Source organism: Sodalis sp. RH16 (genome assembly GCF_047324245.1).
GTDB classification, from domain to species: domain Bacteria; phylum Pseudomonadota; class Gammaproteobacteria; order Enterobacterales; family Enterobacteriaceae; genus Acerihabitans; species Acerihabitans ligni.
This window is the reverse complement of record NZ_CP178737.1, coordinates 2751972-2766666: the sequence shown is the minus strand read 5'-3', so window position 1 is coordinate 2766666 and position 14695 is coordinate 2751972. Positions and strand designations below refer to the sequence as shown.

At 57.4% G+C, this 14695-nt stretch carries 13 protein-coding genes; 6 read left to right on the top strand and 7 right to left on the bottom strand.

The window, feature by feature from the left end; genetic code table 11:
• Positions 1 to 111: 111 nt before the first annotated feature.
• Positions 112 to 2361 carry a phosphoenolpyruvate--protein phosphotransferase gene (ptsP, locus tag ACL2XJ_RS12740; RefSeq protein ID WP_132923265.1) on the bottom strand — a complete coding sequence of 750 codons (2250 nt, stop codon included), beginning with the start codon at positions 2359 to 2361 and terminating at the stop codon, positions 112 to 114.
• A gap of 12 nt (positions 2362 to 2373) precedes the next feature.
• Positions 2374 to 2901, bottom strand: coding sequence for an RNA pyrophosphohydrolase (gene rppH, locus ACL2XJ_RS12735; RefSeq protein ID WP_132923266.1), 528 nt, complete (start codon positions 2899 to 2901; stop codon positions 2374 to 2376).
• Between the two features lie 691 nt (positions 2902 to 3592).
• Between rppH and mutH the strand changes: the two genes are divergently transcribed.
• From mutH to ACL2XJ_RS12715, 4 genes are all read left to right on the top strand, one after another.
• Positions 3593 to 4285 carry a DNA mismatch repair endonuclease MutH gene (gene mutH, locus ACL2XJ_RS12730; RefSeq protein ID WP_132923267.1) on the top strand — a complete coding sequence of 231 codons (693 nt, stop codon included), beginning with the start codon at positions 3593 to 3595 and terminating at the stop codon, positions 4283 to 4285.
• Positions 4286 to 4421: 136 nt separating this feature from the next.
• Positions 4422 to 5162, top strand: a complete 741-nt coding sequence (locus tag ACL2XJ_RS12725; protein WP_132923268.1) for a TerC family protein — start codon at positions 4422 to 4424, stop codon at positions 5160 to 5162.
• Between the two features lie 145 nt (positions 5163 to 5307).
• Positions 5308 to 5526, top strand: a complete 219-nt coding sequence (locus ACL2XJ_RS12720; protein WP_132923269.1) for a YgdI/YgdR family lipoprotein — start codon at positions 5308 to 5310, stop codon at positions 5524 to 5526.
• Positions 5527 to 5657: 131 nt separating this feature from the next.
• Positions 5658 to 6698, top strand: a complete 1041-nt coding sequence (locus tag ACL2XJ_RS12715; RefSeq protein ID WP_132923270.1) for an NADP(H)-dependent aldo-keto reductase — start codon at positions 5658 to 5660, stop codon at positions 6696 to 6698.
• A 24-nt stretch (positions 6699 to 6722) separates the two neighbouring features.
• Here the strand turns inward: ACL2XJ_RS12715 and lplT are convergent, their stop codons facing one another.
• The 3 genes from lplT to ACL2XJ_RS12700 form a co-directional block, all read right to left on the bottom strand.
• Positions 6723 to 7943 (bottom strand): lysophospholipid transporter LplT, encoded by a 1221-nt coding sequence (lplT, locus tag ACL2XJ_RS12710; protein WP_413726673.1) that lies wholly within the window; start codon positions 7941 to 7943, stop codon positions 6723 to 6725.
• Positions 7940 to 10096, bottom strand: coding sequence for a bifunctional acyl-ACP--phospholipid O-acyltransferase/long-chain-fatty-acid--ACP ligase (gene aas, locus ACL2XJ_RS12705; RefSeq protein WP_413726672.1), 2157 nt, complete (start codon positions 10094 to 10096; stop codon positions 7940 to 7942). Before aas ends, lplT begins: the two co-directional genes overlap by 4 nt.
• A gap of 178 nt (positions 10097 to 10274) precedes the next feature.
• Positions 10275 to 10991 (bottom strand): GNAT family N-acetyltransferase, encoded by a 717-nt coding sequence (locus tag ACL2XJ_RS12700; protein ID WP_413726671.1) that lies wholly within the window; start codon positions 10989 to 10991, stop codon positions 10275 to 10277.
• A gap of 581 nt (positions 10992 to 11572) precedes the next feature.
• Between ACL2XJ_RS12700 and galR the strand changes: the two genes are divergently transcribed.
• A complete protein-coding gene (gene galR / locus ACL2XJ_RS12695; protein WP_132923274.1) occupies positions 11573 to 12586 on the top strand; it encodes an HTH-type transcriptional regulator GalR in 1014 nt (337 codons plus the stop codon).
• Here galR and ACL2XJ_RS12690 read toward each other — a convergent pair.
• Positions 12581 to 13045 (bottom strand): GNAT family N-acetyltransferase, encoded by a 465-nt coding sequence (locus ACL2XJ_RS12690; protein ID WP_413726670.1) that lies wholly within the window; start codon positions 13043 to 13045, stop codon positions 12581 to 12583. The two genes, galR and ACL2XJ_RS12690, sit on opposite strands and share 6 nt — an antisense overlap.
• Positions 13045 to 13929: a LysR family transcriptional regulator gene (locus ACL2XJ_RS12685; RefSeq protein ID WP_413726669.1), complete on the bottom strand. Its 885-nt coding sequence runs from the start codon at positions 13927 to 13929 to the stop codon at positions 13045 to 13047. Before ACL2XJ_RS12685 ends, ACL2XJ_RS12690 begins: the two co-directional genes overlap by 1 nt.
• A 99-nt stretch (positions 13930 to 14028) precedes the next feature.
• On the opposite strand from ACL2XJ_RS12685, the gene ACL2XJ_RS12680 reads away from it, so the two are divergent.
• Positions 14029 to 14685 (top strand): HAD-IA family hydrolase, encoded by a 657-nt coding sequence (locus ACL2XJ_RS12680; protein ID WP_132923277.1) that lies wholly within the window; start codon positions 14029 to 14031, stop codon positions 14683 to 14685.
• Positions 14686 to 14695: the final 10 nt, after the last annotated feature.

The following is a 14695-nucleotide window of genomic DNA, read 5'->3' as shown; positions in this document are numbered from 1 at the left end:
CTGCAACTTGGATTATTTAGGGTATCATAGCATAGGGGGTACATTTTTCGCGGCGGACCGGCGGTAAATTTACCCGTCGCTCGTGTACGTTATATTCATTGACGGCGGTATTCAGCGACCGCCGCGAATCAGGCCGCCCAGGCCGCGACGTTCTAAAAATGCCGCCACCTGATGGCGTACGTCAATGGCGTTATGCGCCACCAGTACCCGCTCCGCCAGCTGTTCGGCATCGCTGAGCTCCACGTTGCGCAGCAGATATTTGATTCTGGCCACGGTGCGTCCGTTCATACTCAGGGACCGATAGCCCATGCCGGTGAGCAGCAGTGCCCCCATGGGGTCCCCCGCCATCTCCCCGCACAGGCTGCAATCGAGCCCCAGCCGCCCGCATTCCACGATAATCTTTTGCAGCACCTGCAGCATCGCCGGGTGCAGGCTGTCATACATAGCCGCCACCCGGGTATTGTTACGATCCACCGCCAGCAGATATTGGGTCAAATCGTTGGTGCCCACCGAAATAAAATCCACCCGGTTCACCAGGGAAGATAGCATAAACACCATGGCAGGCACTTCAATCATGATACCCACCCGCAGGGGCGGCAACGCATAGCCCAGCATCTCTTCCACTTCGCGGCCGGCCCGGTCGATCATCCGCCGGGCCTCGTCAATTTCGTCCACGCTTGTGATCATCGGCAGTAAAATGCTGAGGTTGCCGGTGGCCGCATTGGCGCGCAGCATGGCCCGCACCTGGATCAGGAAGATTTCCGGCTGATCCAGGGTAATGCGGATTCCGCGCCAGCCGAGGCACGGGTTCTCTTCGTTGATGGGGGCCATGTAGGGCAGCTGTTTATCCGATCCCACATCCAGGGTACGCAGCGTAACGGATTTGCTGGGAAACAGCTGCAGCATGCCCTGATATTGCGCCACCTGCTCATCTTCCGACGGAAAACCGCTTTGCAGCATAAAAGGGATTTCGGTACGATACAGCCCGACCCCATCCACCCGGTCACCCAGCCGCTGTTCGTGCTCGGCGCTTAGACCGGCATTCAGCATGATTTGGATCCGCTCGCCGCTTTTAAGCCGCGCCGGCTGTTCCACATCATCTTCCGCCAGACGGCTGAGCTCTTTTTCCTCGCTGATGAGGCGCTGATACTCCTGCACCAGCACCGGTTCCGGATCCACCAGCAGCTCGCCGCGATAACCGTCCACCACCAGCAGGCGCTGGTTCAGCAGCAAGGGTTGGATATCCGCGCCCATCACCGTCGGAATGCCCATGGCCCGGACCAGTATGGCGGCGTGGGAATTGGCGGCCCCGTCGCGCACCACCACGCCGACCATTTTACTTTGCGGCACTTCCGCCAGCAGCGTGGCGCTCAGCTCATCGGCCACCAGCACAAAACGGGACGGCCACTGCGTCACGCGCTGGGTGCTGTCGTCCAAATGGAACAGCAGCCGTTGCCCCAATGCCCGTAAATCGTTGGCCCGCTCGCGCATGTAGCTGTCGTTAAGCTGGGCGAACTGTTCGGCGAACTGTTCAATGACATATTTCACCGCCCATTCCGCTACCGATCCGCCGTCGATTTGTGCAAACAGCTCGCGCTTGAGGCGGGCATCGTTAAGCAAATGGGAATAAAGATCGAAGATGGCCGCGCTGTCTTGCTGGGCGCTGGCGTTAAAACGTTTGCTGAAACGGCGAAATTCCGCCGCCGCCTCGCCAAGGGCAAAGGTCAGCCGCTCCCGTTCCAGGGCGCTGTCCAGTGACGACGCCGGAAAGACCTGATCCAGCGACGGCTGGCTGGTATCCACCCAGCCCTGGGCGATAGCCACCCCCGGCGCGGCCGCCAGCGCGCGGATACGTGTCTGGCGATACTGGCCGAACAGGGCGTTCAACTGGGACTGCGAAAGAATGCCGGCCATTTGCGTGGCCAGCGTCACCATAAACGACTCTTCGCTTTCATCGAACTGGCGATGTTCGCGCTGCTGCACCACCAGCACGCCCAGCAGTTGGCGGCGATGGATAATCGGTACGCCGAGGAAGGAACGAAAACGTTCTTCTTTTACGGCGGGGATGTATTGAAAACTGGGATGGGTATGGGCATCGGCCAGGTTGATGGGTTCCGCCAGCCGTCCCACCAGCCCGACGATCCCTTGGTCGAATGCCAGCGTGATGGTGCGCCCGCGCGGTTTCTGTAAACCGCGCGTAGCCATAAGGTAGTAGCAGCGACGATCGTTGTCCGCCAGATAAACCGAGCAAACCTCAGTGTTCATCGCCAGACAGGTTTCATTAACCAGGATATCCAGCGTATCCGACAAACGCGGCGCGGCGGCAACCTTCTCAACGATCTCTCGTAAACGCGTGAGCATGTTCTGCGTAGCTCATCCCCTCTTTCGTCGATAAGCAGGACAAGACCGTTGCGGAGCGCCTTCCTGCAACGGCATGACAGTGGTAGAGAATTCTTTCATGACCCGGCGGTAAACGTCCCTCTTGAACGAAACCACCTGGCGGACAGGGTACCAAAAGCTGACCCAGCGCCAGCCATCAAATTCAGGTGTGCCCCCGCGCTGCATATTGATATCGGCGTCTTGACACATAATCTGTAGCAAAAACCACTTTTGCTTTTGCCCGATACAGACCGGCTTTGTGTCCCAGCGAACCAGCCGCTTTGGCAGTTTGTAACGCAGCCAGTTGCGGGTAGCGGCGAGTATGCGCACATCTTTGCGACTTAATCCCACCTCTTCGAACAATTCACGGTACATTGCCTGCTCAGCGGTCTCGCCGGCATTAATGCCGCCCTGGGGGAATTGCCATGAGTGTTGTCCGTAGCGCCTGGCCCACAAGACCTGTCCGTCACGATTACAGATTACGATACCAACATTCGGGCGGTAGCCATCATCATCGATCACTGGACTACCTCGATTACTTATAGTGCAAACATGACTTGATTGTTTCACATCCCCTCAATAGGGTAAACCACTGCTTTTCAGTAAGTCCGGCCTCAATCGCGGTTTCAGCGGGATTTGGCGGCCAGGTTATCAACAGTTTCGATCCGCGCCGTATGGCTTTATGCACTTTTTCTGTGGATAGTACTGTGCAGAACGCTGAATTAGTAGGGGAAAACTTTTGCCCAACCCTTCGGGAAACGAATTCCCGACGGAGAAATCCTTCGGGATTTCATGCGGCTAGGGATCCCATGCCGCCACGGCGGGATCCATCGGGATCTTGTGGCTTCATTCCGGGGGCCGGTAAGGCTAAAAATCAGTCAATGCTGGTTTTATCCACAATTTAGTGGATAAATCACTGCCATATCGGAACAAACCAGCAATATAACAGGGCGTCAAGGCTGTAAATAGCTACAGTAGTGAGTTTTTATTAAGGTTATCCCATAAATCTGTGGATAACCTGGTGTAAGATCCTGTTCATTGTTCTCCTCTACTGGTGCACAACCCTTTTGCTTACCATTGTAGAGTTCAGATAATGGAATAAAAATAATAGAAAAATCATGCTATTATTAATGGCGTCAATTTATATGATCATTAAATACGGCTCATTGAAAAAGACAGCCTAGTTTTTAAACACCATGCGGATAACACAGCGATGACCCTGCCGTTGGTTTCAACCCTCGTGACGCCGCCGGTCAATGAAGTTGAATTATTGGCCCGCGCCAGTGCCCTGGCGGGTTATACCCTGGGTGAGCTGGCAACCCATGCCGGACTGGTGCTGCCCGCCAATCTCAAGCGCGACAAAGGCTGGATCGGCGTGCTGCTGGAGCGTTATCTCGGCGCCAGCGCCGGCAGCAAACCGGAACAAGACTTTGCCGATATCGGCGTTGAACTCAAGACCATCCCGGTGGATAGCGCGGGAAGGCCGCTGGAAACCACCTTTGTCTGCGTGGCGCCCCTCACCGGCAATAGCGGCGTCACTTGGGAAACCAGCCATGTACGCTATAAGCTGGCGCGGGTGCTGTGGATACCGGTGGAAGGCAGCCGGGATATTCCGTTGGCCGCGCGCCGGGTCGGCACGCCGTTGCTGTGGAGCCCTGACGCCCAAGAAGAGCTGAGGCTAAAGCAGGACTGGGAGGAATTGATGGATCTTATCGTATTGGGGCAGGTGGAAAAAATCACTGCCCGGCACGGCGAGGTTCTCCAGCTGCGTCCCAAAGCCGCTAATAGCCGGGCTCTTACCGCCGCCATCGGCGAATTCGGGCAGCCGATCATGACCTTGCCCAGGGGATTCTACCTGAAGAAAACCTTCACCGGCCCGCTGCTGGCCCGGCATTTCCTGATTTAGACAGTCATTGCCTGCCCGCGGGCATTCAGTATTGTTTATACCCATCATCTTTCACGTTACAGCTGTGTTGGCTGCAGTATGAAATCTTTTGGGTATATACTATTCGTTTAATATTCGTTTAGGTTGTTAACTCTTTATGTTTGATTGGATCCTGGACCCCAACGCGTGGCTGGCGCTGGGCACCCTGACTATCTTGGAAATCGTCCTTGGTATCGACAATATCATTTTCCTTTCTCTGGTAGTCGCCAAGCTTCCCCCTGCCCAGCAAGGCAAAGCTCGCGGCATGGGGCTGTTCGGCGCCATGGTGATGCGGTTATGTCTGCTGGCATCTATTTCCTGGGTGATCCGTTTAACGTTTCCCCTGTTCACCGTTCTGGGCAACGCCATCTCCCTGCGGGATTTGATTCTCATGCTCGGCGGGTTGTTCCTGATTTGGAAATCCAGCAAGGAAATCCACCAGTCGCTGGAAGGGAGCGAAGAGGCGCAAAACAGCCGCGTCAGCTCCTTTACCGGCGCCATCGTGCAGATTATGCTGCTGGATATCATCTTCAGCCTGGATTCGGTGATAACCGCGGTGGGTTTGTCCAATCATCTGTTCATCATGATGCTGGCGGTGGTGATCTCCGTGGGGGTAATGCTGTATGCCGCCCGGCCCATCGGCGAGTTTGTCGCCAGGCACCCTTCCGTGAAGATGCTGGCCCTGTCGTTTCTGATTTTAATAGGCTTCACGCTGATTTTGGAAAGCGTTGATGTTCATGTGCCCAAGGGATACATTTATTTCGCCATGTTCTTTTCGATGGCGGTGGAAGCGCTGAATCTCGCCAGAAGCAAAAAAACCGATCAGGCCGGGCGCTCCGGCTCGGATCTTGAGGGATGAAGGAGTTCTTATGGGGTACCGGGCCCATTGAACAGCTTTTCTTTTGTCTGAAAAGCAGTCTTAAAAAAGCCTGGCAAAGGCATAGCAGCCTGGTGTTTTGCTAAACTTATTGCCTATCCCAACGCTCAATGGACGGAAAATCACAATGAAAAAAAGCATCATGATCTGTTCGGCTATTCTCCTGACGGGTTTACTGTCGGGATGTGCAAGTGATTATGTTATGGCCACCAAAGACGGTCGGATGATTCTGACCAAGGGAAAACCCGAAGTGGATAAATCCACCGGGATGATAAGCTATACCGATGAGCAGGGCAATGAAATGCAAATCAACGGTAATGACGTGTCGCAAATGATCGAACGTTGATTCCCCCCTGGCGATGAATACCCATTGGCCGGGCCGTTTTTGCTTTTCCCCGCGGCCTGGCTTGGTTATAGTCGATTACATCGGAGGAAGATCAACGCCCGCTCTTTTCAGACACTAAGGAACCAGCCTCAATGTATTATCACCGTATCCCCCACAGTTCTCTTGAAGTCAGCGTTCTGGGATTGGGCACCATGACTTTTGGTGAACAAAACACGGAGGCCCAGGCCCATGAGCAGCTGGATCATGCCGTCGCAGCAGGCGTCAACCTGATCGACACGGCTGAAATGTATCCGGTCCCGCCCCGGCCTGAAACCCAGGGACTGACGGAGACTTATATCGGTAACTGGCTGCACAGACACGGCCAGCGGGAAAAAATCATCCTGGCCACCAAAGTCACCGGCCCGTCACGGGGCAATGACGCATCAATCCGGCCACAGCAGATTCTCGATCGCAAAAACATCCGCAAGGCGCTGGACGACAGCCTGCAGCGGCTGCAAACCGATTATGTGGATCTTTATCAGGTGCACTGGCCGCAGCGGGCCACCAACTGTTTCGGCCAACTGAATTACCGCTACACCGATGAAAAGCTGGCAGTGACCATACTGGAAACCCTGGAAGCGCTGAACGAGCAGGTGCGGGCCGGTAAAATCCGCTATCTTGGTATTTCCAACGAGACCCCATGGGGCGCCATGCGTTATCTCCAGCTGGCGGAAAAACACGATCTTCCGCGCATTGTTACGGTGCAGAATCCCTATAGCCTGCTCAATCGCAGTTTCGAAGTCGGCATGGCGGAAATCAGCCAGTTTGAAGGGCTGGAGCTGCTGGCTTATTCCAGCCTGGCGTTCGGCACCCTGACCGGCAAGTACCTCAACGGCGCAAAGCCCGCCGGCGCGCGCAACACCCTGTTCAGCCGGTTCACGCGCTATAGCTCGCCGCACACCCAGCGGGCAATCGCCGAGTATGTCGCCCTGGCGGGACGTTTTGGCCTGGACCCGGCGCAAATGGCCCTGGCGTTTGTACGCCGGCAGCCCTTTGTGGCATCTACCCTGCTGGGCGCCACCACACTGGATCAGTTAAAAAGCAATTTGGCCAGCCTGACGCTGCGGCTGGATGACGAAATCATCGACGCCTTGGAAGAAATCCATCAGCGCTTTACCTTTCCCGCACCCTAATCCCAAGGTCCGGCGGCTTTCTTATCACTTGGAGCCGCCGGTACGGGTGCTTTTACCGGCTCGGGTCGCAAACCACAGCGTCGCTATCGCCGCCGAAAACAGCAGGCCAAAACCCATACCGACCACCACCGCAGGAACATTCAGTTTCACCACCAGCGAATAAAGCCCCAGCATCAGCAGCATGGCGGTATTCTCGCCGAAATTCTGTACGGCGATGGCATTGCCCGCCCCCACGCTCTGTTTGCCGCGATGCTGCAGCAAGGCATTGAGCGGCACGATAAAAAAGCCGCCCAGGATACCGATGAACGCCAGCAGCAGGTAGGATGGCATCAGGTGGTGCTGCAAACTCAGGGCCACCACCACTCCTCCCATGATGACACCCGCCGGCATGCAGCGCCGTACCGTTTCCAGGCTGATGAGTTTCGCCGCCGCCGCGGCGCCGAACACGATGCCTACCGCCACCATGGCATTAAGCATGGTTGGGGTGGCGTTATCGTTGATGCCCAGCGCCACCGGCACCCAGAGCACCAGCAGAAAACGCAGCGTCACGCCGGCTCCCCAGAACAGGCTGGTGCCGATAATGGAAAAACGCGTTTCGCCATCCTGCCAAAGGCTGCGGCAGGCGGCGGTGAAGGCGCCCAGCATCCGGACGGGATGCCAGGAACCGCCGGAGCGCGCCGGAACCAGCCGCGGGATAAAGAGATTAGCCACCACCGCCACGCCATAGGTCACGGCACAGACGGACAGCGCCGCGAGCACATGCCAGTCCGCCAGTAACCCGCCGGCCACCGAACCGATAAGAATGGCGGCAATGGTGGACGCTTCGATTAAACCATTGGCCTTTACCAGCAGACCGCCCTGGGTGAGTTCACCCAGGATACCGTACTTGGCGGGGGAGTAGGCAGCCGCCCCGACGCCCACCAGGCAATAGCCGAAAAAAGGATTGAGACCGGCGCAAATCAATAACGCCCCGGCCAGCTTCAGGCCGTTGGCCGCCATCAATACCCGGCCCTTGGGGAAGTTATCGGCAAATTTGCCGACAAAGGGCGCCAGGAAGATATAGGCGGCGACAAACAGCATCTGCAATACCGGTTGGCTCCAGGCGGGATAGTGCTGCTGCTTGATAAGCGCCAAGGTGGCGAACAGCAGGGCATTATCGCCGAATGCGGAAAAAAACTGCGCGCTGATCACCGCTATCATGGGCCGTGACAGCAGGCGATCGGATAATACCGCCGATTGGCTCATGCCTGGGTCTCCGGGGTTTCCGCCATCTTTTTCAACGCGGCAAAATCGGGCTTGCCGCTGCCCAGCAAAGGTATTTCCTTGACAGGGCGGATATCGCGCGGTACGGCAATCTCAGCCATGCCGTCTTTACGCGCCTGCTGTAGCAGCATATCGCGGGTTAACGCCGTATCGGTGGTAAACAGCACCAGTGATTCTCCTTTCACGCGATCGGTTTTCGCCGCCGCGCCATGGTGGGCATCCGGCGAAACGCGTGCCGCCAGCCCTTCGATGCTCTCCAGAGAAACCATTTCTCCCGCCAGCTTGGCAAAGCGCTTGACACGGCCTTGGATGGTGCAGAACCCCTGGCTGTCGATAAAGACGATATCCCCGGTGTCATACCACCCCTCCTCCCGCCGTCCGTCCGCGTTTTCAGCGGCCGGCGGCTCCAATACCCCCGGATGCTCCACCCGAAGATAGCCGTTCATGATATTCGGTCCGCGCAATTGCAGCTGCCCGCCCTGTTCAATACCCGGCACGGGGATGATGCGCGCGGTCATACCCGGCAGGATTTGGCCGACGGTATGCGGTTTTGCCGCCAATGGGACATTGATGGACACAACCGGCGCACATTCCGTCACGCCATAGCCTTCCAGGATACGGATGCCGAATTTATCCAGCCACAGCTGCCTTGTGTTTTCCGCCAGTTTTTCCGCCCCGGCGACGATATAACGCACCCGGGCGAAATCATACTGGTGGGCCAGGCGGCCATACTGGGCCAGAAACGTCGACGTACCGAACAGTACGGTACAATTCTGGTCATACACCAGTTCAGGTATCACCCGATAGTGTAACGGACTGGGGTAAAGCAGCACCCTGGCGCCGGTCAGCAAAGGGGTAAACAATCCCACCGTCAGGCCGAAGGCATGAAACAGCGGCAGCGCCGATAAAAACTTGTCCCGGGGGGTAAAATCCGCCACCGAGCGGATTTGTTCTATATTCGCCAGGATGCTGTCGTGGGAATGCACTACGCCTTTGGGCGTACCCTCTGAGCCCGATGTGAACAGAATGAGCGCATCGCCATGAGCCTGTTGCGGCGCTTCGGCATGATAAGGCGCCAATAAATGGAAGAGAATCCAAAGCTTATCCCGCAGGTCCAGGCTGTCTTTCAGATCTTCCAGATAGACCCAGCGCACGCCGGTCACCTGCCCCGGCAAGGCGGTCAATTTCGCTTTGTCCAGAAACTGGCGCGAACTGACGATGGTTTTCAATTGCGCGGCTTTCACGGCATTGTTCAGGCCGCTGGCGCCGGCGGTGTAGTTAAGCATGGCCGGGACGCGTCCGCGCAGGCTGGCGCCGAGAATAACCGCCGCGGTAATGGCGGCATTGGGCAGCAATAACCCCAGGGGCTCCCCCGGCGCGCTCAAACGTTCGAGTATGCGGCTGACGCCGAAGATTTTTTTCAACAACCCGCGATAGCTGTCCGCTTTGAAGGCGATATCCTCAATACAGGGTTTGCCGGCGCCATAGCGCCATGCCGCCGCCAGCAGCGCCCGGTACAGAGTGGGATGCGGGCGGGACGCCATCCGCGCCTCCATCATGATCCGATGCAGATTTTCACCGGCGATACGGCGTCGATCCCGTGCCCGCGGGGCTTCCGGCATGGGTAGCTTAGTGGGAGCCCGAACGTGGATGGTAATTTTGGGGAACCAGTGCCGCTTGATAATGCCGCCCATGCGGCTAAAGGGCGTCAACTCCGGCCCGTCCAGCCAGACGGGCACCACGGTGGCGCCGGAGCGTGAGGCGACAAAAGCGGCGCCGTCATAGATTTTCATCAGTGAGCCGGTAACCGAAATCCGTCCTTCCGGAAATACCACTACCGGCCGGCCGTGACCGACGTATTTGATGAGTTTTTTAATGCTTAGCGGCTTGGTGGGATCCAGCGGCAGGACATCCACATAACGCCTGATCACGGGCATAAACCAGGCGTCGGTGATATCGGCATAAATAGCGAATACCGGTTTTACCGGCAAAAAAACGGCCAGCAGTATGCCGTCGAGAAAGGACACATGGTTAGGGGTAATCATCACCCCGGGCTGTTCCAGCACCTGCGTATCGCCGATGATCTCCACCCGGTAAAGCAGCCGGAAAAAATGTCGCAGCAGGGAAAAAAGCATGCCGTCTCCTTGTCATTGAATAGTGTGGCTGGCATAAGAGCGCCCTAAGCCGGCTTCCCGCAAGCAGAATCAGGTAAAGTTTATATTAGCAGGTTAAGAGGCCTTTTAATCAACGGCATAGTGATAACGGCGCCGGGGAACACATGGCACACAACCGATTGCCCGCGTACGCCAACGGCTAAGACCCGCTCCTGGCGGCCATAAAATCTCCCAGCCGCCGCTTTTGTCCCCCCACGGCGGTGAAATTATCCGCCCGCAGCCAACCCTGCAGCGCCCGGCTGATGGCCGGCCACTCTTTATCGATAATGGAATACCAGCAGGTATCGCGATTATGGCCTTTATTGACCACCGCCTGGCGAAAGGTTCCTTCGTACTGGAAGCCCAGGCGTTTGGCCGCCAGCGCGGAGGCCTGGTTCAGGCTGTGGCATTTCCATTCGCAACGCCGGTAGCCCAGGGTATCGAAGGTATAATTCAGCAGCAGGAACAGTGCTTCGGTACCGCATACCGAGCGTTTCATCAGCGGCGACCAGTTGACCCAGCCAATCTCCAGCACTCCGTTGGCCGGGTCGATGCGCATCAGCGCCACCGTACCCACCGCCAGGCCGGTGGTCAAATCAATCACCGCGTAATGCATCGGGTCGCCGGAAGCCGCATTGCCGGCTATCAGGGTATCGCACGCCGACTGTGTGGCCGGGCGCGCGATGGAAAAATAGGTCCAGTCCCGCTCATCGTTGATGCTGTGCCAGGCATTGAACAGCGCGGCGCTATGCTTGAGGGACAACGGCTCCAGACGACAAAAGCGGCCGGTCAGTATCCGTTTTTCAGGGCGTTCCCTGGGTTGCCAGTCAGGCAGGGCGTCACCCAGGGGCTGATCATATTGATTCACGGCAGGCATCGGTTGGATCTCCTTGGAAAGCAGGAATTCGGCATGAGCTGAAAAAGATTCGCCTTTGAATAACTTGCCTTAAAACAGGGAACCTGCGCAACCGACTTCAGGAAAAGCCGGTGAAAGACGCGATCAATACCGCAAACTCGATAGGTCCGAGGAAAATCCGGAGGTAAACGACAGACAAAAAAAAACCTACGCATCCGCGTAGGTTGGTGCAACTGAAATGGTCTCAGCATACAAGGTATGCTGATTTCTCACCAATCAATACCTCTGGGAATACCTACTCTAATGGGGGTGATATGAATAAACTACCGCTCAATCGAAAGATTGCTGCTCGAAATGAAACCAACTGTAAAATTTACCCCAGGATTATATCCACAGCCGGTTTAAAGCCGCGGCGCCGGTTTGGCGCGGGCCTTGGCGTGATGAAGAGGGAGAGGAAACCGGGAACAACGGCATTCCGGCGTTGCCGATAATCCTATTTGTGAACTGTTTGCTCAACCTGTGCGCTAACGCCTTGCATCGTCGGGCCTTTTCCGTAAAACTTAACGGGTAAACGATTTTTTCTTTGAGAGCCTGTAAGCGATATGGCCACCATTAAGGACGTAGCGAAACTGGCGGGCGTATCCGTCGCCACCGTTTCGCGGGTTATCAATAATTCGCCAAAAGCCAGTGATAGTTCGCGTCAGGCGGTGCTCGGCGCCATGGAAGAGCTACAATACCATCCGAATGCCAATGCCCGCGCACTGGCGCAACAGTCGACGGAAACCCTGGGGTTGATTGTGGCGGATGTCTCCGATCCTTTTTTTGGCGCGATGGTCAAGGCGGTGGAACAGGTTGCGTACCGCACCGGCAATTTTTTATTGATCGGCAACGGCTATCATATCATCGACAAAGAGCGTCAGGCCATCGAGCAGCTGATACGGCACCGCTGCGCTGCGCTGGTGGTGCACGCCCAGATGATACCAGAGGCGGAACTCAGCGCGCTGATGGCGCATATTCCCGGGATGGTGCTGATTAATCGCATATTGCCGGATTATGTCCACCGCTGCGTGGCGCTGGACGACCGGTATGGCGCCTGGCTGGCCACCCGGCATTTGATTCAGCAGGGCCACCGGCGCATCGCTTTTATCTGTTCAAGCCATCCGATATCCGACAGCACGGATCGCCTGCAGGGTTATCTGGACGCTTTGACGGATCATCAGATCGACATCGACGAGAAGCTCATTGCCTACGGCGAGCCGGATGAAGTGGGGGGCGAGCAAGCCATTACCGATTTATTGGGGCGCGGCCGGCATTTTACCGCCATCGCCTGCTATAACGATTCCATGGCCGCCGGCGCGCTGGCGGTGTTAAGCGACAATGGTATCGATGTGCCGGAACAGATCTCGCTGGTGGGTTTTGACGATGTCCTGATATCGCGCTACCTGCGCCCCCGCCTGACCACCATACGCTATCCGGTGGTGGCGATGGCTACCCAGGCGGCGCAGCTGGCGCTGGCGCTGGCCAACGGCGATCCGTTGCCGGAGGTGACCAATACCTTCAGTCCGACGCTGGTAAGACGCCATTCTGTCGCGCCGCCGCCGTCGGAAGCATCATGATCTCCTTCCCTGATAGCTATAAAGATAAACCCGCTTGCGGGGGTATTCCACCCCTTCCCCCAGGTATAACCAGCCGAAACGTTCGTAATAGCCGGTAAAGGCGGCGTAAAGATAGAGGCGATGGAAACCCGCCCGGCGGCTGAACGTCGTGACAAATTCCAGCAGCTGCCGGCCCAATCCCTTGCCCCGGTGCGCCTCATCGATATAAAGCGCCGCCAGCCAGGGCGTCAAATCCTGCCGGCTCAAAAGGTCGCTGCGCCACAGGCCCACGGTTCCCACCGGCCGTCCCTGCTCCAGGGCGATAAAGGTAATGGGCAAGCCCTGCCGCCGCAGACCATTTTCAACTATCGCGGCGTAAAATTCGCGGCCGGCGCCATCGCCGAAGGCCTGCCATAACCAGTCCGTCACCAGTTCCTTATGCCAGGGACAGTCCGCCAGGAAAGCAATATCCACCGGCATCAAGGCTTACCCGCCGCGGCGGTGAGCTTGACCACTTCACGGATAAACACATCGCGGTGGGGATCGGGAATATTTTCGTTCCAAACCAGCCCCACATCCCAGTCGGCATAGGCGCCGGACAGGCGCTGGCATCGCACTTCCGGATGACGGGACGTCATGGCGCTGCGGGGCAGTATCGCGACACCCATTTGCGATTCCACCAGGGTCATGATGGTGCGGGCATCTTTAATCGCCTGCAGCCGCCGCCGGCTAAGGCCTCCGGCGCTGATGAAACTATCGATTTGCCGCGCGGAACCGGGACAGTTTTCAGCATCCAGCACATATAGGGTGGTGACGTTAAGCAAACGACCGATCCCCTCCGGTTCGGGGCTGAGATTTTTATGAAAGATCAGGCACAGGCAATCATGCCCGGTCCGTTCGAAGGTTAACGGCGCTCCCACCGGCAGGCGCATAAAACCGGCCTGCAGCTGTCCCGACAAAATCAATTGCTGTTGCCGGGGCGAGGAGAGGTCTTGCAATTGAATAACGATATCCGGATTAAGCTGGCTAAAACGGGTGATGATGTCAGGCATGATGCTGGTGGCGGAGCCGATAAATCCGATGGATAGCGATGCGTCCCGGCCGCTGCCGAGCTGTCTGCAGCGGGTTTTGAAAGCGCTGAACCGCTCCACCAGCTGTTTGGCGTCCTCATAGAGCAACTGCCCTTGGCGGCTCAGCCGGGTCCCCTGATTATCGCGCCGAAACAGCTGCAAACCCGCTTCCGCCTCCAGCATCTTGATTTGTTTGGTTAGCGTCGGCTGGGTCAGACATAATCTTGCGGCGGCTTCACGATAATTCAAACGCTCCGCCAGAGCGACAAAGGCCCGCAGTTGCCGAATCTCCATTCCAATCCTCTATCACCGGTGAACTTTATTTGATTATACAAGCCGCCGTGCGCCTGTTGTAGTGGTACCGGCAAGAAGCCCACAACAAGGTGAAACGTTATGATCTCCATTGAGGCAAAAGCGGTATTGTTGGACATGGACGGCACGCTGGTGGAATCCACCCACAATGTGGAACTTATCTGGACCCAGTGGTGCAGGGACAACGGTATTCCGCCGGAGCGGGTGCTCGCTATCTGTCACGGGGTACGCTCGCGGGATATCATCCGGCAGGTGGCGCCCCATCTGGACTTGGAGCGGCACATCGCGCTGCTGGACGAGCTGGAAATCAGCCATTTCGCCGGCGTCTCGGCGCTACCGGGAGCGGCCGGCTTTTTGCGGGATATCGGCCCCCTGCCCTGGGCGGTGGTGACTTCCGCCAGCCGGCGGGTGGCGTTGCATAAACTGGCCGCCTGCGGATTGCGCGTTCCCGCGATACTGATAGGTTCTCAGGATGTGGTGCTGGGCAAGCCCGACGCGGAGCCTTACCTCCTGGCGGCGCGGCGGCTGGGCATCGATCCCGGGGATTGCCTAGTATTCGAAGACGCACCCGCCGGTATAGCCAGCGCGCTGGCCGCCGGTTGCCGGGCGGTGCAGGTGGGAGGCGAGCAGGCCTGTTATGGCGCTGTCGAAGGCATTATCCAAAGCTGGCGGCAAATCAGCGTCGCAAGCCTGGCGGACGGCGCCATCCGCCTGGCGCTATCCCCGCCCGCCGGGTAGCAGCGGTTAC